At 68.6% G+C, this 21,583-nt stretch carries 18 protein-coding genes; 8 read left to right on the top strand and 10 right to left on the bottom strand.

What is annotated here, in order from left to right:
* Window positions 1-221: 221 nt before the first annotated feature.
* From ahpF to lysA, 3 genes are all read right to left on the bottom strand, one after another.
* Window positions 222-1,775: an alkyl hydroperoxide reductase subunit F gene (gene ahpF, locus ABDW61_RS23875; RefSeq protein WP_343642364.1), complete on the bottom strand. Its 1,554-nt coding sequence runs from the start codon at window positions 1,773-1,775 to the stop codon at window positions 222-224.
* A 203-nt stretch (window positions 1,776-1,978) separates the two neighbouring features.
* Window positions 1,979-2,542 (bottom strand): alkyl hydroperoxide reductase subunit C, encoded by a 564-nt coding sequence (ahpC, locus tag ABDW61_RS23870; protein WP_343642362.1) that lies wholly within the window; start codon window positions 2,540-2,542, stop codon window positions 1,979-1,981.
* 214 nt (window positions 2,543-2,756) lie between these two features.
* Complete coding sequence (gene lysA, locus ABDW61_RS23865; RefSeq protein WP_343642360.1) at window positions 2,757-4,019, bottom strand: diaminopimelate decarboxylase; 1,263 nt, start codon at window positions 4,017-4,019, stop codon at window positions 2,757-2,759.
* Between the two features lie 114 nt (window positions 4,020-4,133).
* On the opposite strand from lysA, the gene ABDW61_RS23860 reads away from it, so the two are divergent.
* Window positions 4,134-5,042 (top strand): LysR family transcriptional regulator, encoded by a 909-nt coding sequence (locus tag ABDW61_RS23860; RefSeq protein ID WP_343642358.1) that lies wholly within the window; start codon window positions 4,134-4,136, stop codon window positions 5,040-5,042.
* Between the two features lie 5 nt (window positions 5,043-5,047).
* Here the strand turns inward: ABDW61_RS23860 and dxs are convergent, their stop codons facing one another.
* The 3 genes from dxs to xseB are packed head-to-tail and all read right to left on the bottom strand — an operon-like array spanning window position 5,048 to window position 8,175.
* On the bottom strand, window positions 5,048-7,003 hold the full coding sequence (dxs, locus tag ABDW61_RS23855; protein WP_343642356.1) for a 1-deoxy-D-xylulose-5-phosphate synthase: 1,956 nt from the start codon (window positions 7,001-7,003) through the stop codon (window positions 5,048-5,050).
* Window positions 7,004-7,026: 23 nt separating this feature from the next.
* A complete protein-coding gene (locus ABDW61_RS23850) occupies window positions 7,027-7,914 on the bottom strand; it encodes a polyprenyl synthetase family protein (RefSeq protein WP_343642355.1) in 888 nt (295 codons plus the stop codon).
* Window positions 7,915-8,175: an exodeoxyribonuclease VII small subunit gene (xseB, locus tag ABDW61_RS23845; RefSeq protein ID WP_343642353.1), complete on the bottom strand. Its 261-nt coding sequence runs from the start codon at window positions 8,173-8,175 to the stop codon at window positions 7,915-7,917. It abuts the gene before it with no gap.
* 263 nt (window positions 8,176-8,438) lie between these two features.
* On the opposite strand from xseB, the gene ABDW61_RS23840 reads away from it, so the two are divergent.
* The 4 genes from ABDW61_RS23840 (at window position 8,439) to ABDW61_RS23825 (ending at window position 12,056) form a co-directional block, all read left to right on the top strand.
* Entirely contained in the window at window positions 8,439-9,557 is a 1,119-nt protein-coding gene (locus ABDW61_RS23840; RefSeq protein WP_343642351.1) for an aromatic ring-hydroxylating dioxygenase subunit alpha, read from the top strand.
* A gap of 133 nt (window positions 9,558-9,690) precedes the next feature.
* A complete protein-coding gene (locus ABDW61_RS23835; RefSeq protein ID WP_343642349.1) occupies window positions 9,691-10,587 on the top strand; it encodes a DMT family transporter in 897 nt (298 codons plus the stop codon).
* 4 nt (window positions 10,588-10,591) lie between these two features.
* Window positions 10,592-11,473: a sulfurtransferase gene (locus ABDW61_RS23830; protein WP_343642347.1), complete on the top strand. Its 882-nt coding sequence runs from the start codon at window positions 10,592-10,594 to the stop codon at window positions 11,471-11,473.
* A 130-nt stretch (window positions 11,474-11,603) separates the two neighbouring features.
* Window positions 11,604-12,056: a universal stress protein gene (locus ABDW61_RS23825; protein ID WP_343642345.1), complete on the top strand. Its 453-nt coding sequence runs from the start codon at window positions 11,604-11,606 to the stop codon at window positions 12,054-12,056.
* Between the two features lie 56 nt (window positions 12,057-12,112).
* Here ABDW61_RS23825 and ABDW61_RS23820 read toward each other — a convergent pair whose 3' ends face one another.
* Both ABDW61_RS23820 and ABDW61_RS23815 read right to left on the bottom strand, forming a co-directional pair.
* On the bottom strand, window positions 12,113-12,889 hold the full coding sequence (locus ABDW61_RS23820) for a ZIP family metal transporter (RefSeq protein ID WP_343642343.1): 777 nt from the start codon (window positions 12,887-12,889) through the stop codon (window positions 12,113-12,115).
* An 89-nt stretch (window positions 12,890-12,978) separates the two neighbouring features.
* The gene (locus ABDW61_RS23815) at window positions 12,979-13,911 is read right to left on the bottom strand and encodes a dienelactone hydrolase family protein (protein ID WP_343642341.1); all 933 of its coding nucleotides are present in this window, start codon (window positions 13,909-13,911) and stop codon (window positions 12,979-12,981) included.
* Between the two features lie 116 nt (window positions 13,912-14,027).
* Between ABDW61_RS23815 and ABDW61_RS23810 the strand changes: the two genes are divergently transcribed.
* Window positions 14,028-15,542 carry a Ppx/GppA phosphatase family protein gene (locus tag ABDW61_RS23810; RefSeq protein WP_343642372.1) on the top strand — a complete coding sequence of 505 codons (1,515 nt, stop codon included), beginning with the start codon at window positions 14,028-14,030 and terminating at the stop codon, window positions 15,540-15,542.
* Between the two features lie 200 nt (window positions 15,543-15,742).
* Here ABDW61_RS23810 and ppk1 read toward each other — a convergent pair whose 3' ends face one another.
* Complete coding sequence (gene ppk1, locus ABDW61_RS23805) at window positions 15,743-17,800, bottom strand: polyphosphate kinase 1 (protein ID WP_343642338.1); 2,058 nt, start codon at window positions 17,798-17,800, stop codon at window positions 15,743-15,745.
* A 131-nt stretch (window positions 17,801-17,931) separates the two neighbouring features.
* Entirely contained in the window at window positions 17,932-18,783 is an 852-nt protein-coding gene (locus ABDW61_RS23800; RefSeq protein WP_343642370.1) for a UDP-2,3-diacylglucosamine diphosphatase, read from the bottom strand.
* A gap of 112 nt (window positions 18,784-18,895) precedes the next feature.
* Here ABDW61_RS23800 and ABDW61_RS23795 point away from each other — a divergent pair, with 112 nt between their 5' ends.
* Together ABDW61_RS23795 and recJ are read left to right on the top strand one after the other, a co-directional pair.
* Window positions 18,896-19,828, top strand: a complete 933-nt coding sequence (locus tag ABDW61_RS23795; RefSeq protein ID WP_343642336.1) for a hypothetical protein — start codon at window positions 18,896-18,898, stop codon at window positions 19,826-19,828.
* The gene (gene recJ, locus ABDW61_RS23790) at window positions 19,825-21,573 is read left to right on the top strand and encodes a single-stranded-DNA-specific exonuclease RecJ (protein ID WP_343642334.1); all 1,749 of its coding nucleotides are present in this window, start codon (window positions 19,825-19,827) and stop codon (window positions 21,571-21,573) included. The genes ABDW61_RS23795 and recJ overlap by 4 nt, the downstream gene beginning before the upstream one ends.
* Window positions 21,574-21,583 lie beyond the last annotated feature (10 nt).

The following is a 21,583-nucleotide window of genomic DNA, read 5'->3' as shown; positions in this document are numbered from 1 at the left end:
ACGAACCGAGGTCGGCCGCCACGACCCTCGCTCTCCCTCGGTATGGCGCCCAAGCGCCTACCCTGGGCGGGTCGGCCTGTGGCGGCCTGGGCGTACTTTGCTACATACAAGGGCGGGGGAGAGGGGTTCGCCGCAGGGCAACACTTCCGTACTTCGACGACCCCTCTCCCCTCCCCTCTCCCCCTGTCGGGGGCGAGGGAGTTCTCTGCGACGCAGGGTGATCAGTTCCGGATCAGGTGGTCGAACGCGCTGAGCGCCGCCTTCGCGCCGTCGCCGGCGGCGATGATGATCTGCTTGTACGGCACCGTCGTCGCATCGCCCGCGGCGAACACGCCCGGCACCGAGGTCTGCCCCTTCGCGTCGACGATGATCTCGCCGTGCTTGGACAGCTCGACCGTGCCGCGCAGCCACTCCGTGTTGGGCACCAGGCCGATCTGCACGAACACGCCTTCCACCTCGACGCGCTTGCTCTCGCCCGTCGCGCGGTCCGTGTAGTTCAGCCCGTCCAGCTTGCCGCCCGCGCCGGTGAACTCGGTCGTCTGCGCCTGCTTCAGGATCACGACATTGGGCAGGCTCTCCAGCTTCTTCACCAGCACCGCGTCCGCGCGCAGCGTGTCGCCGAACTCCAGCAGCGTCACATGCGCCACGATGCCGGCCAGATCGATCGCCGCCTCGACACCCGAATTCCCGCCGCCGATCACCGCCACGCGCTTGCCCTTGAACAGCGGCCCATCGCAGTGCGGGCAGTAGGCCACGCCCTTGTTCTTGTATTCCTGCTCGCCCGGCACATTGACATTGCGCCAGCGCGCGCCCGTCGACACGATCACCGTCCTGCTCTTGAGCGAACCCCCGTTGGCCAGCCGCAGCTCGATCAGGCCGCCCGGCTCGGTGGCGGGGATCAGCTTGTCGGCGCGCTGCAGGTTCATCACGTCGACGCCGTAATCCTTGACGTGCGACTCCAGCGCCATCGAGAACTTCGGTCCGTCCGTGGACAGCACCGAGATGTAGTTCTCGATCGCCAGCGTGTCGTTGACCTGACCGCCGAAGCGCTCGGCCGCGACGCCGGTGCGGATGCCCTTGCGCGCCGCATACACCGCCGCCGCCGCGCCCGCCGGGCCGCCGCCGACGATCAGCACGTCGTACGGATCCTTGGCCGACAGCTTGGCCGCGTCCTTGGCCGCCGCGTTGGTGTCGAGCTTGGCGGCGATCTCCTCGACCGTCATGCGGCCCGAGCCGAATTCCTGGCCGTTCAGGTAGACCGTCGGGACGGCCATGATCTCGCGGGCATTGACCTCGTCCTGGAACAGCGCGCCGTCGATCACCACCGTCTTGACGCGCGGATTCAGCACCGACATCAGCGACAGCGCCTGCACCACGTCCGGGCAGTTGTGGCAGGTCAGGGACATGTACACCTCGAAGGCGTAGTCGCCGTCCAGGCCCTTGATCTGATCGATGGTGGCCTGCTCCACCTTCGGGGGGTGGCCGCCGGTCCACAGCAGCGCCAGCACCAGCGAGGTGAACTCATGGCCCAGCGGGATCGCGGCGAAGCGCAGGCTCTGCCCGGTCCCGGCCCGCTTGAGGCTGAACGAGGGCTTGCGCGCGTCGTTGCCGTCCAGCTTCAGGCTGATCTTGTCGGACATCGCGGCGATGTCCTGCAGCAGACGCTGCAACTCGGCGGAGCTCTCGGAGTCGCTCAACGAAGCCTCGATTTCGAACGGCAGCGTGACCCGCTCCAGGTAGGCCTTGAGCTGCGCCTTCAGGTTGTCGTCCAACATCGTTGCTTCCTTTCAGAGTTCTTAAGCGACTTCGAGAACCGGCCTCCCCATTCGTTCCATGCAGGGGCGGCCGCGCGCCCACCCGCGGACCGTCCAGGTCCGCGAGCCGCGCATTTGCCGTGAGGGGGTGAGGAGGGTCCTCATCCGGATCACCGGTTCGGGGGAGGCCGTCACCGGCCTGTTCCCCCGAGAGGGCGAGATCCTTAGATCTTGCCGACCAGGTCCAGCGACGGGGCGATGGTCGCCGCGCCTTCGTTCCACTTGGCCGGGCAGACCTGGCCCGGGTTCTTGGCGACGTACTGGGCCGCCTTCAGCTTGCGCAGCGTTTCCTTGACATCGCGGGCGATGGCGTTGTCATGCACTTCCAGCGTCTTGATCACGCCTTCCGGGTTGATCACGAAGGTGCCGCGCAGCGCCAGGCCTTCTTCCGGGATGTGCACGCCGAAGGCGTTGGTCAGCGCGTGGGTCGGGTCGCCCACCAGCGGGAACTTGGCCTTGCCCACGGCCGGCGAGGTCTCGTGCCACACCTTGTGCGAGAAGTGCGTGTCGGTCGTGACGATGTAGACCTCGGCGCCCAGCTTCTGGAACTCGGCGTAGTTGTCGGCCGCGTCCTCGACTTCCGTCGGGCAGTTGAAGGTGAAGGCAGCCGGCATGAAGATCAGCACGGACCACTTGCCCTTGAGCGACTCTTCCGTGACCTCGATGAACTTGCCGTTGTGGAAAGCCTGGGCCTTGAAGGGCTGGACTTGGGTATTGATCAGGGACATTGCTTGGTCTCTCGCAGTGAGGGTGGATGGGATGGACGGAATGATAGGGGGCCGAAGCTATCGCCGGGGTTGAATTCCCCAATGCAGCCTATTGCGAATCCCTATTGATCGAAGCTATCAGAACTCGTTTGTGCGATAGCAAACATCATGAGTCGGTCACGACCGCCTCACGTCGCATTTCCGCTCCCTCCGCGACCGCCCTGGCGGCAAGGGATCACACGGCCTCAAGGGCCAGCAACTCCTCGACGGTCTGGCGGCGGCGGATCAGCCGGTCCGAGGTGCCGTCCACGAGCACCTCGGCGATCAGCGGCCGGCTGTTGTAGTTGCTCGACATCGACGCGCCGTATGCGCCGGTGTCGTGGAGGACCAGCAGGTCGCCGACCTGCGCTTGCGGCAATTCGCGCGCCAGCACGACGCCCCCTTCCGCCTGCGTGAAGACGTCCCCCGATTCGCACAGCGGACCGGCGACGACGGTGTCGCGCACGGGCCGGCGCTGGCCGTCGGCGGGAATCAGGCTCATGGCATGGAAGCTGCCGTACATCGCGGGCCGCATCAGTTCGTTGAAGCCGGCGTCGACCAGCAGGAAATGCTGTCGGCCTTGCGACTTCACCGCCCGGACTTCCGCGAGCAGCACGCCCGACTCGGCCACGAGATAGCGCCCCGGCTCGAGCTCGAGTGCGAGGCGATGGCCGACGATGTCTTCCGCTTCCTTGCGGGCGGCGTCCCAGAGGCTGAAGTAGTGGGCGGTGTCGATGGGCTCGCCACCCGCCTGATAAGGGATGGACAGGCCGCCGCCGGCGGAGATCGCCTGAAGATCCATCCCTTGCGCCTTGACCGTGCGCACCAGTTCGACCATCGCGCCGCTGACGCGGCCCAGGTGGCCGTAGTCGACGCCCGAGCCGATGTGCATGTGCAGGCCGATCAGCGTCAGCCCGCGGCGCGCGATGACCGCCAGCGCGTGGCCGAGCTGCTCATGCCAGATGCCGTGCTTGCTGTGCTCGCCGCCGGTGTTGGTCTTGTTGCTGTGCCCATGGCCGAAGCCGGGATTCAGGCGCAGCCAGACCGGATGGCCGGGCGAGACCTCGCCGAGCTGTTCCAGCATGTCGATCGAGCCGGCGTTGACCGGCACGCGATGCTCGACCACCGTCTTCAGCGTTTCACGGTCCAGCAGGTCGGCGGTGAAGACGATGTCGGAATGCACCGCGTCAGCGCCGGTGCCGACCGTGAAGCCGGCCGCCAGCGCGCGCAGCACCTCGCCGCGGGACACCGAATCCACCTTGACGCCCTGCTCCCGCATCAAGCGCAGGATGTGGGTGTTGGAGCAGGCCTTCTGGGCGAATCGCACCGTGTCGAAGCCTCTCAGGGCGGCGATGCGCTCCCGAATGATGGGGGCGTCGTACACCCAGAGCGGAGTGCCGTACCGCCTCGCGAGCGATTGGAGCTGCTGTTCACGGGCGGGAGTCATGGGCTGCGGCATGTCGGGAATCCTTCGAATCGAACTGCTGCAAGCATCTCCGCTGCCAGTCATTCAATCAAATGCTTTGTCTTCAAAGGCGGATTCACTTTTGATATGCACTGCTATGCTCACGCGATGTCGCTGCCCATCACGCATCGCCACATCGAGGTGTTCCGCGCCGTCATGACCGCTGGCAGCGTCACCGGCGCCGCGCAACTGCTGTTCACCTCGCAGCCGACGGTCAGCCGTGAACTGGCGCGGATGGAATCGCTGCTGGGCTACGCCCTGTTCGAGCGCGCCGCCGGACGCCTGCGACCGACGGCCCGGGCGCTGTCGCTGTTCGACGAGGTGCAGCGCGCCTATCAGGGACTGGATCAGGTGGTCGCGCGCGCGCAGGCGCTGGGCCGCGCCGAGGACGAAGGGCTGCGCGTGCTCACGCTGCCGGCCTTGGCGCACGCGCTGCTCCCGCAGGCCAGCGCTGATTGGCTGCGCCAGCATCCGCAGGCGCGGCTCACGCTGACGCCACAGGAGTCACCGCTGCTGGAAGAGTGGATGGCTGCCCAGCGCTTCGACCTCGGCCTCAGCGAGGTCACCGCCAGCGTGCCGGGCACGCGCAGCGAGACGCTGGTCGAGCTCGACGAGGTCTGCGTGCTGCCGGCCGGCCATCGACTGCTCGAGAAATCGGTGCTGACGCCCTCGGATTTCAAGGGGGAGCGCTTCGTGAGCCTGTCGGTCGAGGATCCTTACCGCCGGCAGTTCGACGCGATCTTTTCGGCGGCCGGCGTGCAGCGCCGGCTGCAGCTTGAGACGCACAGCGCCATCGCCGTCTGCGCGCTGGTGCAGCAGGGACTGGGCATCGCGCTGGTGAATCCCCTGACCGCGCGCGCCTGCGCGGGTCCCGGTCTGGCGCTGCGGCGCTTCTCGGTGTCGGTGCCCTTCCGCATCCAGGCCCTGCGGCCTGTGCACCGGCCGGCGCACGCGCTGGCCGACGACTTCATCCAAGCCGTGAAGCGCGCGCTCGCGCCAGCAACAGCGGATGACTGAGCGGATTACTGATTCGCGACCGAGCGCAGCGCCGGCGCGGCCGTGGCGGCGAGGAAGCGCTCGCGGATCGAGCGCTCGATGCCGGCCGCGTCCAGCCCGCACTGGGCCATCAGCTTGCCGGGCTCGCCGTGCTCGACGTACTCGTCGGGCAGGCCCAGCTGCAGCACCGGCAGCGACAGGCCGTTGGCCTGCAGCGCTTCCATCACCGCGCTGCCGGCGCCGCCCATGACGCAGCCGTCCTCGACGGTCACCAGCGCGTCGTGCGTGCGGGCCAGTTCCTTCACCAGCTCCACGTCCAGCGGCTTGACGAAGCGCATGTTGGCCACGCTCGCGTCGAGCGCCTCGGCCGCCTTCAGCGCCGGATGCAGCAGCGTGCCGAAGGCCAGCACCGCGATGCGCGGGGCACCGCGGCCATTGGCCTGCGCTGCCGACGCGCTGCGGCGCATCTCGCCCTTGCCCCACGGGAGCGCGACCATGTCCTTCTGGATCTCCGCGCCGATGCCGGCGCCCCGCGGATAACGGACCGTCACCGGGCCGTCGTGCAGGTGGCCGGTGTACAGCGCGCGGCGGCATTCGTTTTCATCCGACGGCGTGATCACGCTCATGTTCGGAATGCAGCGGGTGAACGCGATGTCGTAGTTGCCGGCATGGGTCGCGCCGTCGGCGCCGACCAGGCCCGCGCGGTCCAGCGCGAACAGCACCGGGAGGTTCTGCAGCGCCACGTCGTGGACCAACTGGTCGTAGCCGCGTTGCAGGAAGGTCGAGTAGATCGCCACCACCGGCCGCAGACCCTCGCAGGCCAAGCCACCGGCGAAGGTCACCGCGTGCTGCTCGGCGATGCCGACGTCGTAGTAGCGCGTCGGGAAGCGTTTGTGGAACTCGACCATGCCCGAGCCCTCGCGCATCGCCGGCGTGATCGCGACCAGCGTCGGATCGGCCTCGGCCATGTCGCACAGCCAATCGCCGAAGACCTGCGTGAAGGTCTTCTTCGAGGGCGCGGTCGACGGCTTGATGCCTTCGGCCGGGTTGAACGGCGTCGGGCCGTGGTACTTGACGGGGTCGGCCTCGGCCAGCTTGTAGCCCTGGCCCTTGCGCGTGACCAGGTGCAGGAACTGCGGGCCCTTCTTGTCGCGCAGGTTTTCCAGCGTCGGGATCAGCGCGTCGAGGTCGTGGCCGTCGATCGGGCCGACGTAGTTGAAGCCGAACTCCTCGAAGATGGTCCCGGGCACGAACATGCCCTTGGTGTGCTCCTCGAAGCGGCGGGCGAACTCGTACAGCGGGGTGTGCTTGAGCACCGACTTCGCGCCTTCGCGCGCGGCGGCGTAGAACTTGCCGCTCATCAGCCGCGTGAAGTACTTGTTCAGCGCGCCGACCGGGGGGCTGATCGACATGTCGTTGTCGTTCAGGATGACCAGCACGTCGCCGAGCAGGCCGCCATGCGCGACGCCAGCATTGTTCAGCGCCTCGAAGGCCATGCCGGCGGTCATCGCGCCGTCGCCGATGATCGCGACCACGCGGCGCGATTCGCCCTTGAGCTTGGCCGCCATCGCCATGCCGTGCGCGGCGGAGATCGAGGTGCTCGAGTGGGCGGTGCCGAAGGTGTCGTACTCGCTCTCGTCGCGGCGCGGGAAGCCCGAGATGCCGCCCTGCTGGCGCAGCGTCGCCATCGCGTCGCGGCGGCCGGTCAGGATCTTGTGCGGATAGGTCTGGTGGCCGACGTCCCACACCAGGCGGTCGCGCGGCGTGTCGTAGACGTAGTGCAGCGCGATCGTCATCTCGACGGTGCCCAGATTGGACGACAGGTGACCGCCAGTCTTGGAGACGCTGTTGAGGATGTGCGCGCGGACCTCGTCGGCCAGTTGCGGCAACTGGCTGCGCGACAGCCGCCGCAGGTCCGCGGGGCCCTCGATCGCGCCGAGCAGCGTCTGCGAAGCCGTCGCGGTGGTGGTGTTCTCGCTCATGGCCAGGCCTCTCTCTCGCCAGTTCAGTTGTCGCGCTCCACCACCTTGTCAGCCAGCAGGCTGAGCCAGGCGGTGTCGGCCAGGCCGCTGGCGGCCAGGGCTTGGTGCGCCTCATCGCGCAGCCGCAGCGCGTACGCGCGGGCGGGCTCCAGGCCCAGCACGCTGACGTAGGTCGGCTTGTTGTTGTCCTGGTCCTTGCCGGCGGTCTTGCCGAGCACGTCGCTGTCCTGCGTGACGTCCAGGATGTCGTCGACCACCTGGAAGGCCAGGCCGATCGCGGCGCCATAGCGGCTCAGCGCGTCCCAGGCGGCCGGCGTCAGTTCGCCGCAGGCGGCGCCCATGAGCACGCTGGCCTGCAGCAGCACGCCGGTCTTGCGGCGGTGCATGTCGCGCAGCGCGGCTTCATCGAGCGGCTTGCCGATGCTGGCCAGGTCGATCGCCTGGCCGCCAGCCATGCCGTCGTAGCCGCTGGCGCGCGCCAGCAGGCGGCACAGCCGGGCCTGCAGCGCGGGGGCGACGCCCTCGTCCGGCGTCAGCACGTCGAAGGCCAGCGCCTGCATCGCGTCGCCGGCCAGCATCGCCTGCGCTTCGCCGTACTGCACGTGCAGCGTCGGCTTGCCGCGGCGCAGCACGTCGTTGTCCATGCAGGGCATGTCGTCATGCGCCAGCGAGTAGGCATGGATCAGCTCCACCGCGCAGGCCGCGCGCATGGCGGCCTCGCGCTGCCCGCTGGCGGCTTCGGCCGCGGCCAGCACCAGCAGCGGGCGCAGCCGCTTGCCGGCGCCCAGCACCGCGTAGCGCATCGCCTCGCCCAGACCGGCGGGCGCGCCCTCGGGTACCCAGGCTTCGAGCGCCTGCTCGACTTCCAGCAGCGATTGCTTCACCCAACGTTCGAAAACACCCGCATCCACTTACTCTTCTCCCCAAGCCTGCGCGCTGCCACCTTCGATGACCTGTACTTGTTGTTCGACGGCCTGAAGCCGCGCGCGGCAATATTTGAGCAAGAACGCCCCCCGCTGGTAGCTGGCCAGCAACTGATCCAACGGCAGTTGCCCGGCCTCCATGGCCTGCACCAGACGCTCCAACTCCTCGACCGCCAGTTCGTAACTGGCGGGCTCCTGCTCCTGGATCGCGGGCTGCGCCGTCTTGGCGCTGACGGAAGGCTTGCTCATTTCAAAACGCGAAAAGGGGGATTGTAAGCACCGGCACTCCCCGGTCCGAGTTCCGACCATCAGGGGATGTGAACCGAGCGCCACAGGCGTCAGCGGGTGTATCCGGCGCAAACGACAACGGGGTTGACAAGGTGGCCCGCCCCAGTGGAAGGAGGTCCGGGTACAATGGCCGGTTCCCCTGCCCAGTCCAACATGCCGATCCGTCCAATCTGGGGGGCGGGCGGCGACGGTTGACATTGGTTTCTTGGAGACCCTCTTGGATCATGTCCGACCTGAGCATCCCTCTCAGCCCTCTTGAACGCAGCACGGCTCCCAGCCACCTCCAGCTGCCCGTCACCTCGTACTTCGACGAGGACCTGTTCCGCCGCGAACAGGAACTGATCTTCCAGCACGGTCCCCGCTACCTCGGCCACGCGCTCGCCGTGCCCGAGGTCGGCGACTACTACGCCCTGCCGCAGGAAGGCGAAGGCCGCGCGATCGTGCGCAGCGCGCAAGGCCTGGAACTGATCTCCAACGTCTGCCGCCACCGCCAGGCGGTGATGCTGCGCGGCCGCGGCAACACGCGGAGCCACATCGTCTGTCCGCTGCACCGCTGGACTTACGACCTCAAGGGCGAACTGGTCGGCGCGCCGCACTTCAAGCAGGACCCCTGTCTGCACTTGAACCGCTACAAGATCCGCGAGTGGAACGGCCTGCTGTTCGAGGACAACGGCCGCGACATCGCCGCGGACCTGGCCCGGCTGGGCCCGCGCGGCGCGCTGGACTTCAGCGGCTACCAGCTCGACAAGGTCCACGTCCACGAATGCGACTACAACTGGAAGACCTTCATCGAGGTCTATCTGGAGGATTACCACGTCGGCCCATTCCACCCGGGCCTCGGCCAGTTCGTGACCTGCGACGACCTGGCGTGGGAATTTGGCCGTGACTACTCGGTGCAGACGGTCGGCGTGAACAAGGCGCTGGCCAAGCCGGGCTCCCAGGTCTACGAGAAGTGGCACCAGCAGGTGCTGGGCTTCGCCGGCGGCCAGGCGCCCGAGCAGGGCGCGATCTGGCTCACGTACTACCCCAACATCATGGTGGAGTGGTATCCCAACGTGCTGGTGGTGTCGACGCTGTTCCCCAAGGGCCCGCAGAAGACGACCAACATCGTCGAGTTCTACTACCCGGAGGAGATCGTCGCCTTCGAGCGCGACTTCGTCGACGCTCAGCAGGCCGCCTACATGGAGACCTGCATCGAGGACGACGAGATCGCGCTGCGCATGGACGCCGGCCGCAAGGCGCTGATGGAGCGTGGCGACAACGAGGTCGGCCCATACCAGACGCCGATGGAAGACGGCATGAAGCACTTCCACGAGTGGTACCGCGCGCTGATGAAGCGCTGAGCGCCCCGGCAACGGCGCGCTGACCCCGCTCCGGCCGCGGCCCGGTGCGCACAACGCCCCGCCCCTGCGGGGCGTTCGCTTTTGCGGCTCCCCGCAACAGGAGGGGCGGAACTTCGGCGCGAGAATCCGCCGCATGTCTGCACCCCTTCTGATGGTGTTGGCGACACTGCTGTTCGCCACCATGGGCGTCTGCGTCAAGTTGGCCTCGGCCTACTACGGCGCCGGCGAGATCGTCATGTATCGCGGCCTGGTCGGCACGCTCTTCCTGTTCGCGATGACGCGCAGCAAGGGCTTGTCGCTGAAGACCAGCGTGCCGGCGATGCACTTCTGGCGCAGCCTGTCCGGCGTGATCGCGCTGTCGCTGTGGTTCTTCGCCATCAGCAAGCTGCCGCTGGCCACGGCCATGACGCTGAACTACATGTCCTCGGTCTGGATGGCGCTGTTCCTGATCGGCGGCGCGGTGCTGATGGGCGCGGCCAGGGTCGATCCGCGGCTGGTGGTCACGGTGCTGCTGGGCTTCCTCGGCGTGGGGCTGGTGCTGCAGCCGGCGATGCAGGAGCAGCAGGTCTGGCATGGCCTGGCCGGTCTGGCGTCGGGGATGCTGTCGGCGATGGCCTACCTGCAGGTGACTTCGCTGGGACGCGCGGGGGAACCGGAGTACCGCATCGTCTTCTACTTCTCGATGGGGGGCGTCGTCGCGGGGGCGCTGACGACGCTCGCGTCACAGGGCGGCTGGCATGCCCACACCTGGACCGGCGCGGCGCTGCTGCTGGCCGTGGGCGTGCTCGCCACCGCGGCGCAATTGCTGATGACGCGGGCCTACGGCACCGGCAAACCGCTGGTGAACGCGTCGCTCCAATATCTGGGCATCGTGTTCTCGGCGTTGTATGGTGTGCTCCTTTTCGGCGACCGCCCGGGTTGGAAGTCGTGGATCGGCATCCTGCTCATCGTCGCCGCCGGCCTCGGCGCCACGATGCTCCGCGCGCGGAACACGCCGAAGGACGCCCAGCATTCAGTCCAGGAATCATGAACGGATGAAGAACGGCACGACCTCCCCCTCCGCGGCCCATGACGGCCTGATCTCGGTCGAGGCGCTGCGCGCGCTGATGGCCTCGGGCGCGCCGCCGCTGATCATCGATGCGCGCTTCGACCTCGGTGACACCGCCGCCGGCGAACGCGCCTACGCCGCCGGCCACATCCCCGGCGCGTTCTACCTGCACCTGGACCGGGATCTGAGCGGCCCGAAGCAGGACGCCTTCGGCACCTTCCGCGGCCGCCACCCGCTGCCCGAGCGCGACGCCTTCGCCGCGCGGCTGGCCGCCCTGGGCATGACGCCGGGCCGCCAGGTGGTCGCCTACGACGCGGCGGACGGCATGTACGCCGCCCGCGTGTGGTGGATGCTGCGCTGGCTCGGCCATGCGAACGTGGCGGTGCTCGATGGCGGTTTCGCCGCCTGGCAGCAGGCGGGCGCGGAGGTCGCCAGCGACCCGGCCGCGCCTGCCGCTGGCGTTTTCTCGCCCGGAGAGCCGCTGGAACACCCGCTCAGCGCCCAGGACCTGCTCGCCCGGCTGGGCCAGGTGCGGCTGATCGACGCCCGCGCCGGCGAGCGCTTCCGCGGGGAAGTCGAACCGCTGGACGCGCAGGCCGGTCACATCCCGGGTGCGACGAACCGCTTCTTCAAGACCAATCTGACGCCGGAAGGCCGCTTCAAGGCGCCGGCGCAGCTCCGCGAGGAGTTCGAGGCCCTGCTCGGCGGCCGCGAGGCCAGCGCCACCGTGCACCAATGCGGCTCGGGCGTGACGGCCTGCCACAACCTGCTGGCGATGCATCACGCCGGCTTGACGGGCAGCCGGCTCTATCCCGGTTCCTGGAGCGAATGGAGCGCCAATCCGCGCCTGCCGATGGCCAAGGGCTGAAGAGCGGCCGGTATTGACAATGCGCATGGCGCGAGCACCATGGGAAGGTCAGACTGCGAAGGCAAGTCCTGACCCCGCCGCGGCGAGGTCCGGTCCACCCAGCCCATCGTCCGCTCGAAGGAGGCTCGCCATGTTCCAGCGCATCCTGATTCCCACCGACGGCTCCGACATCTCCGCCAAGGCCATCCAGACGGCCATCCAGCTGGCGAAGTTCCACAACGCCAAGCTGTTCGCCATCAGCGTCAAGGAGCCCTTCCCCTACAGCGCCGTGTCGGAGATGCAGCCGACGCCGCCGCAGGAGTTCTTCGACGCCCAGGAGCGCATCGCGCAGGAGCGGCTCAGCCAGGTGCTGACCGCGGCCCGGGCGCAGGGTCTGGAGATCGAGGCCCACAGCGTCGAGGCCCTGCACCCCTGGGAGGCCATCATCGAGCACGCCAGGCGCGTCAACGCCGATCTGCTGGTGATGGCCACGCATGGGCGCCGCGGCCTGCAGGCGCTGCTGCTGGGCAGCGAGACGCAGAAGGTGCTGACCCACTGCGCCTTCCCGGTGCTGGTGGTGCATGGAGAAGGCGCGCCGCAGTGAGCGGCGGCAGGCCGCCTCGAGGGCGGCCCGGCGGCCCGGCCCTGGTCCGGCGCGGGTCAGTGCGAGTGCTTCCCGCCCACCACCATCAGCACGAAGGCGATGCCCACGCCCAGCCACAGCAGTTGCAGCGCGGTGTCCTTCCAGGGCAGCCGGCGCTGCAGCTGGGGAATGAGATCGGCGACCGCGACGTAGACGAAACTGCTCGACGCCGCCACCAGCAGGTAGGGAAAGAGCTGCTGCCAGGGCCCGACGATGAAATAACCCACCAGACCGCCCAGCACCGCCGCCATGCCTGACACGGCATTGAAGAACAGCGCCTTGCCGCGCGAGAAGCCGGCATTGAGCAGCACGATGTAGTCGCCGACCTCCTGCGGAATCTCGTGGGCGATGATCGCCATCGCGGTGACCCAGCCCAGGTGGTGATCGGCCAGGAAGGCGGCGGCGATGATGATGCCGTCGCAGAAGTTGTGGATCGAGTCCCCGACCAGCACCGACAACCCGCCCCGGCCCGCTTGTTCCCGGTCGAAATGGTGATGGTGGTGATGCCCGTCCCCCTCATGGTGGTGGGTGTGCCGATAGAGCTCGGCCTTCTCCAGCAGGAAGAAGAACATCAGGCCTCCCAGCAGCGCCAGGAACAGGTTGTGCGGGTCGGCGCCGCTCTCGAAGGCCTCCGGCAGGACGTGCAGCAGCGCGGTCGACAGCAGCACCCCCGTGGACAGGCTCACCAGATGCTTGACGATGCGGCTCAGCAGGCCGACCGTCAGCATCGCCGCGATCGACACGGAGGCCAGACCGCCGGCAAAGGTCACGAGCAGGATGTAGGTCAGGGTCATGGATGAAAAAGGCGCACCACGTGGGGTGCGCCGGATGGGGTTCCGAAAATTGTCTCAGAGTCGTCAAGCCCCCCTCTGATGGAGGCCGATCACACCCCGTGCTGCTTGAACCAGGCCTGGCAGCGCGCCCAGCCGTCCTTGGCGGGGCCCGCGCGATAACTGGGCCGGTAATCGGCATGGAAGGCGTGGCCGGCGTCCGGATAGACGACGAACTCACTGGCCTGGGCCGCGCGGCTGCCCTGCTTCAATGCCTCCTGCATCGCGGCGACCGAGGCCACCGGGATGCCCTGATCCTGCCCGCCATACAGCCCCAGCACCGGTCCGTGCAACTGGCCCGCGACGTCGACCGGATGCTTGGGCGTCATCGGACTGGCCTGGCCCTGCAGGCGGCCGTACCAGGCCACGCCCGCCTTCACGTCCTTGCTGTGGGCCGAGTACAGCCACACGATCCGCCCGCCCCAGCAGAAGCCGGTGATGCCCAGCCGGGCGGTGTCGCCGCCCTGCGCCTTGGCCCAGTCGACGGCCGCGTCCAGATCATTCAGGACCTGCGCGTCGGGTGTGCGCTGGATGATCTCCGTCTGCAACCTGGCGATGTCCGAATACGCCTTCGCGTCGCCCTGCCGCGCGAACAGGTCGGGCGCGATCGCCAGGTAGCCGAGCTTGGCGAAGCGCCGCGCGACATCGGCGATGTGCTCATGCACGCCGAAGATCTCGCTGACCACCAGCACCACGTGCGCGTGGCGCTTGCCGGCGGGCTTGGCGACATAGGCCGGCATCTTGAAGTCGCCGGCCTCGATCGACACCGGTCCGGCATCCAGACCTTGCGTGTCGGTGGTGATCACCGTCTGCGCGGTCACCGGCAGCACTGCCGCGGCAAAGCCGCTGCCCACCGCGGTGCCGACAAAGGCGCGGCGGCTGAAGCCGCGGCCCGGGGTCAGCGTGTCGATGTCATCGCGGATCGTGTCGGCAAGCGCGGGGTTCAGGCCGGCGGAACACTCGTCGCGGGAATCGGGATTCGCCATCTGCGGCTCCTGAAGTGGGTGACGGGACGCCGGATGCTATCCCGGCTGAAAACGACAGCTTGATGAAAGCACTTCCAACCCGGCAGGTGCACCAAACACCGCGACAATCGCCCCCCATGACCCAAGCGCACGTTCCTCCGATCCTGGCCGCCATCGACATGGGCTCCAACAGCTTCCGCCTGGAACTGGCCCAGCTCCAGCACGGGCAGTACCGGCGGATCGACTACCTGAAGGAAACGGTGCGGCTGGGAGCGGGTCTGGACGCGATGAGCATGCTGACCGAGGAAGCCGCCCAGCGCGGCCTGGCCTGCCTGCGCCGCTTCGCCGACCGCCTCTCGGGCCTGCCCGGCCGCCAGGTGCGCGCGGTGGCGACGCAGACGTTGCGCGAGGCGCGCAACCGCAACGCCTTCCTGGCACGCGCGCAGGAGGTGCTCGGCCATCCGATCGAAGTCATCTCCGGCCGCGAGGAGGCCCGTCTGATCTACGCCGGCGTCGCCCGGCTGCAGGTGGCCGAGGATCCCCGCCTGGTCATCGACATCGGCGGCCGCTCCACCGAGATGATCCTCGGCCGCGGCCCCCAACCGCTGAGCGCCGAATCGTTCCAGATCGGCAGCGTCAGCCTGTCCATGCGCTTCTTCCCCGACGGCCGCTTCACCGCCGAGGCCTTCCGCGCCGCCCAGGTCGCCGCCGGCGCCGAGCTCGAGGAAGCCATCACCCAGTTCTCCCGCCAGGGCGCCCAGCCACGCTGGAAACAAGCCCTGGGCTCGTCCGGCACCGTCGGCGCCGTGGCACAGATCCTCGCCGCCAACGGCATCAGCCCCGACGGCGCCATCACCCTCGACGGCCTGCGCTGGTGCATCGAACAGTGCCTGCTCGCCGGCCGCGTCGACGCGCTCAAGCTCGCCGGCCTCAAGGAAGACCGCCGCGCGGTGGTCGGCGGCGGACTCTGCATCCTCTACACGCTGCTCACGCACTTCGACATCGAGCGCCTGCACCCCGCCAAAGGCGCCCTGCGCCAAGGCGTCATCTTCGACCTCGCCGAACGCCTCGACCCCCGCCTCCTGGCCGCCGGCCGCGACATGCGCGAACAATCCGTCGCCGAACTCCAGCGCCGCTTCGCCGTCGACCGCGATCAGGCCACCCGCGTCCAGGGCATCGCCCAGAAACTCCACGCGCAACTCGAGCCCAAGGCCGAGGACGAACACCGCCGCGAACTCGGCTGGGCCGCCGCGCTTCACGAAATCGGCATGATGGTCTCCCACCACGACCACCACCGCCACAGCGCCTATCTGCTCTCCCATGTCGACGCGCCCGGGTTCTCCCAGAACCAGCTCCGGCGGCTCGGCGACCTCGCCCTCGGGCAGCGCGGCGGACTCCGCAAACTCGAGGAACAACTCCAGGACGACGCCATGGTCTGGCAACTGATGGCCCTTCGGCTCGCCGCCATCAAGTGCCATGCACGCAGCGATGTCGACGCCTCAGCCATGAAACTGCGGCGCGAAGGAACCACCGTCACAATCGAAATGCGCAAGGGATGGGCAGACAAACACCCGCGCGCCCACTTCCTGCTGCAGGAAGAACTCGAAGCCTGGAACAAGCTCGGACGCGTGCAGTTGGCACTGGAGAGCTGAAACGGACGGGCGCGCGGCAACGGGCGCGGCAACGGGCGCGACAGGCATGGCCTGGGCCGGCGGCGAAGCCGAACTGAGGCGCTCAACTCCCTCCGCTCACCTTCGGCTCGCTGCGGTCAGACAGAACGCGCCTGGTCAGTCCTGGAGTTCGGCTTCGCCGCCGGCCCAGGCCATGCCCGTCCACAGAGACCGAGGTGCGCTCAGTCTTCCTGGTAATGACGCATCAGGGCCTGCTGTGCACTGATGCAGGCGGGCTTCTCTTCGGTGCCAATGCGCTGCGATGTGCCATCAGGACCCAGTTGCCATGCGTCCAGCGTGTCGTGCAGGTAAGGCGTCAAACCCTCGTCAATCACGCGCTGACGCAGCTTCGGATCCGTTACCGGCCACGCCACTTCGATACGGCGCAGCATGTTCCGACTCATCCAGTCCGCACTCGACAAGTACAAGGCCTCCTGCTCTTCGGCACCCCAGCGGAAATAAAAAATCCGCGAGTGCTCCAGGAACCGGCCCACCACCGACCTCACCAGAATGTTGTCCGTCTCGCCCGGCAAACCCGGCGGCAACATGCACGCGCCACGCACGATCAGATCAACCCTCGCGCCCGCCCGCCCCGCACGGATCAAACCATTGATCAGCTCCGCATCCGTCAGCGCATTGATCTTGAGCACCACCCGCGCCGGCTCACCCCGCTTCGCCGCCTCCTCCACCTGCACCAGCAAGTCACACATCGTGCGGTGCAAATTGAACGGCGCCAGCAGCAGCTTCTTCGGCGCCTTGAACTTCGACAGCGACGCCAACTGACGAAACACCAGATCCATGTCCGCCGTCATCTCCGGATCAGCAGTCAGATATCCCAGATCCGTGTAGAAACGCGCCGTCTTGGGGTTGTAGTTGCCCGTCGACAAATGACCGTAGCGGCGCAGCTTTCCACCTTCGCGGCGCGTGATCAGCATCAGCTTCGCGTGCGTCTTCAGACCAACGATGCCGTACACCACCTGCGCGCCCACCGCTTCGAGGCGCTCCGCCCAGTTGATGTTGGCCTCCTCGTCGAAGCGCGCCTTCAACTCGACCACCGCCAGCACCTCCTTGCCACGCCTCGCCGCCTCGATCAACAGATCCGCCAGCACCGACTGGCTGCCCGTCCGGTAGATCGTCTGCTTGATCGCGAGCACGTCAGGATCCTCAACCGCCTCGCGCAGCAGTTGCACCACCGGCTCGAAGCTCTCGAAGGGGTGATGCAGCATCACGTCCCCCTTGGTCCTCAGCTTGTCCAGGATGGACTTGCCACGCGGCAGGCGCCCCTTGGGCCAGCTCGGCTCGTAGGGCTGGAAGCGCAGGTCGTCAGCTTCCGTCTGGTCGATCAGCTCGTTCAGCCGCACCAGGTTCACCGGACCGTTGACGCGGTACAGCGCCGCCTCCGGCAGGTCGAACTGCTCGAGCAGGAACCGGGATAGTTCCTCCGGGCAGGTGTTCACGACTTCCAGCCGGACCGCCCGGCCGAAATGGCGCGTGGTCAGCCCCGAACGCAGCGCGTGGCGCAAGTTCGCGATCTCTTCCTCATCGACCTCCAGGTCGGAGTCGCGCGTGACGCGAAACTGCGAGAAGGCCTCGACGTGGCGCCCGGGGAAGAGTTCCTCGAGATGGGCACGGATGACGCTGGTGAGCAGCACGAAGTTCTGCTTGCCGCCGCTGATCTGCGCCGGCAGCTTGATCACGCGCGGCAGCACGCGCGGCACCTTGACGATGGCAATGCGGTTGTCGCGGCCCAGCGCATCCTTGCCCGACAAGCGCGCGATGAAGTGCAGCGACTTGTTGGCGACCTGCGGGAAGGGATGGGCCGGATCCAGGCCCACCGGCACGAGCAGCGGCCGCACCTCGCGCTCGAAGAAGCGCCCGACCCAGGCGCGCATTTCGTCGGTGCGGTCGGCGTGGTTGAGGATCTGGATGTTGTGCTCGCGCAGCACCGGCATGACCTGGTCGTTGAAGATCGCGTACTGCAGGTCGATCAGGTCGTGGGCCGCGCGGCCGACGCGCTCGACGTCGCGAGGCGTCACCAGCCCGGAGCCGTCGCGCTGGGCATCCAGCATGTCGGCAAAGCGCACCTCGAAGAACTCGTCGAGGTTGCTCGACACGATGCAGATGTAGCGCAGGCGCTCCAGCAGGGGCACGTCGATGCGCTGGGCCTGGGCCAGGACACGCCGGTTGAACTCGAGGATCGCGTTTTCGCGGTTGAGCAGCGGGACGTCGGGCAAAGTCATGAACTCATTCTATGAAGCCGTCATGACAGACGGATGACCCTCGTGGGGGTAGGCCACAAGAGGGGGCATGGGCCCGCCCGCGGCCCCGGAACAAGGGACAACAGGCGCGTGGCGGCAATGGGCGCGAGGCCTCAGGCCGGCTGTCGCATCGCGGCGGCGAGCGCCTCGGCGGCGCGCTTCTCGGCGCCGGCGCGCTGACGCTCGGCCCAGTCGAGGATCTCGAGATGCCCGTCCGGATGCTCGACCAGCGCGGTGAGGCTCTCCACCCAGTCGCCGTCGTTGGCGTAGGTGATGCCGTCGATGTCGCGCAGCTCGGCATGATGGATGTGGCCGCAGATGACGCCCTGCACCCCGCGCTTGCGCGCCTCGCGGGCGAGCGCTTCCTCGAACTCGCCGATGAACGAGACCGCGCGCTTGACCTTGAGCTTCAGGTACTTGCTCAAGCTCCAGTACGGCAGGCCCAGCCGCGCGCGCAGCGAGTTCAGATGCCGGTTCAGCTTGAGCGTGAATTCATAGAGGCTGTCGCCGACATGGGCCAGCCACTTGGCGTGCTGGATGACGCCGTCGAAGAGGTCGCCGTGGGTGATCCAGAACGTGCGCCCGTCGGCCGTCTCATGGATCCATTCGTGCGCGACTTCGATGCCGCCGAAGCTGTGCTGCAGGTACTTGCGCGCGAATTCATCGTGATTGCCCGGCACGTAGATCACGCGCGTGCCCTTGCGCGCCTTGCGCAGCAGCTTCTGCACGACGTCGTTGTGCGCCTGCGGCCAGTACCAGCTGCGGCGCAGTTGCCAGCCGTCGACGATGTCGCCGACGAGGAACAGCTGCTCGCACTCGACTTCGCGCAGGAAGTCCAGCAGCGCCCTGGCCTGACAGCCCGGCGTGCCCAGGTGCAGATCGGAGATCCACACGGTGCGCACGCGGATGGAACCGCCCTCGTCCGCCTCGGCCCCAGGCGGTTCATTCGAAACAGCAGCGGCCATGAGCGTGTCGGTCAGCATGGCCCCACAGGTTGCCGGCGGCGGATGAAAGCTTGATGACCACGGCTTGCCCGCGCCGGCGCCCTGCACGAGCGAACGCCGATAATCCGCCCCCATGCACCTGATGATCCCCTTCGCCAGCTCGCTGGACCCTCACTTCGAGGGCGCCCTGCGCGAGCTGGAGTTGCCGCAGCTGAGCCGTCTGCTCGGCCTGCTGACGCCGGCGGGCGAGATTGGCGACGCCGACGAGTCCACCCCGATTCCCCCGCATGAGCGATTCCTGGCCGCCCAACGGGGGATCGACGGCGACCTGCCGCCCTCCGCCGCCTGGCGCCTGCGCGCCGCCGGCCAGGACCCGGGCGACGCCGCCTGGGCGCTGCTGACGCCGGTCCACTTCGCGATCGGCACCGAAGGCGTGACCGCGCTGGGACCGGCGACGCTGGACCTGGACGACGCCGAATCGCGCGCCTTCCTCGACGCGCTGACGGCGCCGCTGTTCCCGCCCGCCCAGGGCTGGCGCAGCGCCTGGCTGTCGAGCGGCGAATGGGCCGTCGCGCACGACGATCTCGACGGCCTCGAGGCCGCGAGCGTCGACCGCGTGCTCAACCGGGGCGTCGAGACCTGGTACCCCCAGGCCCGCCGCCTGCGCACCCTGCTCAACGAGGTGCAGATGCTGCTGCACGAACACCCGCTCAACCAGGCGCGCGAGGCGCGCCGGCTGCGCCCGCTCAACGCGGTGTGGATCAGCGGCTGCGGTCGCGATCGAGGCAGCGCGCTGCCCGCCGATCTCCTCATCGACGAACGCCTGCGCGCGCCCATGCTGACGGGCGACCTCTACGGCTGGAGCGAGGCCTGGAAGGCGCTCGACGCGGGCCCGATCGAGCAGGCGCTGCACGCCGCGCGCGAGGGCGGGCCGGTGTCGCTGACGCTGGCCGGCGAGCGCCTGGCCCGCAGTTGGACGCGCCAGCCGGCCGGCGGCTGGCGGCGACTGAAGGAACGCGTCGCGCCGCCGAGCGCATCCGTCGCCACCGCGCTGGAGAACCTGTGAGCAGCCCCCGCATCCTGATCCGCGACGTTCCCCCCGACCAGGCGCACGCCCTGCAGGAGGCCGGCTTCTCGCCGCTCCTGTCGCGGCTCTTCGCGGCGCGCGGCGTGTTGTCGCGCGATGAACTCGACCCCGACCTCAAGCACCTGCTGCCGCCCGAGGGTCCGCAGGGCCTGCTCGGCATCGACCGCGCCGCGGCGCTGCTGGCCGATGCGATCACGGCCGGCGACCGCATCTGCATCGTCGCCGACTACGACTGCGACGGCGCGACCGCCTGCGCGCTGATGCTGCGCGGCCTGTCGCTGCTGGGCGCGCGGCCGGGCACGGTGAGCTACGTCGTCCCCGACCGCGCCGTGCACGGCTACGGTCTGACGCCGACCATCGTCGAGCTCGCGCTCAAGCACGAGCCGCGGCTGCTGGTGACGGTGGACAACGGCATCGCCAGCCACGCGGGCGTGGCCTTCGCTCGCGCGCTCGGTCTGAAGGTGCTGGTCACCGACCATCACCTGCCCGCGGTCACCGCCGACGGCCAGCCCACCGTGCCCGAGGCCGACGCGCTGGTCAACCCGAACCAGCCCGGCTGCCCCTTCCCGAGCAAGAGCCTGGCCGGCGTCGGCGTTGCCTTCTACGTGCTGACCGTGCTGCGCGGCGAACTGCGCCGCCGCGGCGCCTATGGCGAGGGACCGCCGCCACGGCTGGACGGCCTGCTCGACCTGGTCGCGCTGGGCACCGTCGCGGACGTCGTGCGCCTGGACGCCAACAATCGACGCCTGGTCGCGCAAGGCGTGCGGCGGATGAGAGCGGGCCGCATGCAGCCCGGCGTGCACGCGCTATTCACGGCCGCGGGCCGCGACGCCTCGCGCGCCAACAGCTTCGACCTGGGCTTCGCGCTCGGGCCGCGCATCAACGCCGCAGGCCGTCTCGACGACATGACGCTGGGCATCACCTGCCTGACCACCGACGACGCCGAGCAGGCGCTGCAGCTTGCGCGCGAACTGGACCGCATCAACCGCGAGCGGCGCGAGATCGAGGCCGGCATGCAGGAGCAGGCGCTGGCGCTGCTCGACCGCCTGATGACGGACCCGCGCCTGAACGGTTCGCCGCCGCCGGCACTGGCGCTGTTCGACGCCGATTTCCACGAGGGCGTGGTCGGCATCGTCGCGTCGCGGATCAAGGACCGGCTGCATCGCCCGGTCTTCGTCTTCGCCGAGGGCGCTGATGGCCAGCTCAAGGGCTCGGGGCGCTCGATCCCGGGCTTTCATCTGCGCGATGCGCTGGACCTGATCTCGAAACGGCATCCCGAGCTGCTGCGCAAGTTCGGCGGCCACGCGATGGCGGCCGGCTGCACGCTCGCGCCGGGCGGTGTCGAGTCCTTCACCGCGGCGTTCGAAGCGGTCGCGCGCGAGTGGCTCGACGAGGCGGCGCTCACGCGCACGCTGCGCACCGACGGGCCGCTGCCGCCCGAGGCCTTCTGCGCCGAGACCGTGCAGGAGCTGGAGGCCCAGGTCTGGGGCCAGGCTTTCGAGGCGCCGCTGTTCTGCGACCGCGTGCAGGTCGTGAACCAGCGCATCGTCGGCGAGCGCCACCTGAAGCTGCGCCTGCGCCAGGGCGCCTGGCTACGCGACGCGATCTGGTTCGGTCACACCGAACAATTGCCCGAGCAGGTGACGCTGGCCTACCGGCTCAGCCTGGATGAGTTCCAGGGACAGCAGCGGGTGCAGATGGTCGTCGAGGCCATGGCCGAGTAGCGCACGGCCA

This window comes from Roseateles sp. (assembly GCF_039595595.1).
Taxonomy (GTDB): Bacteria; Pseudomonadota; Gammaproteobacteria; order Burkholderiales; family Burkholderiaceae_C; genus Roseateles.
Note: the sequence above shows the minus strand (reverse complement) of the source record. Positions and strands in the feature narration are given on the sequence as shown.

Bases quoted from the DNA above. Each gene is read 5' to 3' on its own strand.
- ABDW61_RS23800 (WP_343642370.1), bottom strand. From the start codon at position 18,783: ATGGCCGCTGCTGTTTCGAATGAACCGCCTGGGGCCGAGGCGGACGAG.
- ABDW61_RS23840 (WP_343642351.1), top strand. From the start codon at position 8,439: ATGTCCGACCTGAGCATCCCTCTCAGCCCTCTTGAACGCAGCACGGCT.
- ABDW61_RS23830 (WP_343642347.1), top strand. From the start codon at position 10,592: ATGAAGAACGGCACGACCTCCCCCTCCGCGGCCCATGACGGCCTGATC.
- ABDW61_RS23820 (WP_343642343.1), bottom strand. From the start codon at position 12,889: ATGACCCTGACCTACATCCTGCTCGTGACCTTTGCCGGCGGTCTGGCC.
- dxs (WP_343642356.1), bottom strand. From the start codon at position 7,003: ATGAGCGAGAACACCACCACCGCGACGGCTTCGCAGACGCTGCTCGGC.
- ppk1 (WP_343642338.1), bottom strand. From the start codon at position 17,800: ATGACTTTGCCCGACGTCCCGCTGCTCAACCGCGAAAACGCGATCCTC.
- ahpF (WP_343642364.1), bottom strand. From the start codon at position 1,775: ATGTTGGACGACAACCTGAAGGCGCAGCTCAAGGCCTACCTGGAGCGG.
- ABDW61_RS23815 (WP_343642341.1), bottom strand. From the start codon at position 13,911: ATGGCGAATCCCGATTCCCGCGACGAGTGTTCCGCCGGCCTGAACCCC.
- xseB (WP_343642353.1), bottom strand. From the start codon at position 8,175: ATGAGCAAGCCTTCCGTCAGCGCCAAGACGGCGCAGCCCGCGATCCAG.
- lysA (WP_343642360.1), bottom strand. From the start codon at position 4,019: ATGCCGCAGCCCATGACTCCCGCCCGTGAACAGCAGCTCCAATCGCTC.
- ABDW61_RS23795 (WP_343642336.1), top strand. From the start codon at position 18,896: ATGCACCTGATGATCCCCTTCGCCAGCTCGCTGGACCCTCACTTCGAG.
- ABDW61_RS23835 (WP_343642349.1), top strand. From the start codon at position 9,691: ATGTCTGCACCCCTTCTGATGGTGTTGGCGACACTGCTGTTCGCCACC.
- ahpC (WP_343642362.1), bottom strand. From the start codon at position 2,542: ATGTCCCTGATCAATACCCAAGTCCAGCCCTTCAAGGCCCAGGCTTTC.
- ABDW61_RS23825 (WP_343642345.1), top strand. From the start codon at position 11,604: ATGTTCCAGCGCATCCTGATTCCCACCGACGGCTCCGACATCTCCGCC.
- ABDW61_RS23860 (WP_343642358.1), top strand. From the start codon at position 4,134: ATGTCGCTGCCCATCACGCATCGCCACATCGAGGTGTTCCGCGCCGTC.
- ABDW61_RS23810 (WP_343642372.1), top strand. From the start codon at position 14,028: ATGACCCAAGCGCACGTTCCTCCGATCCTGGCCGCCATCGACATGGGC.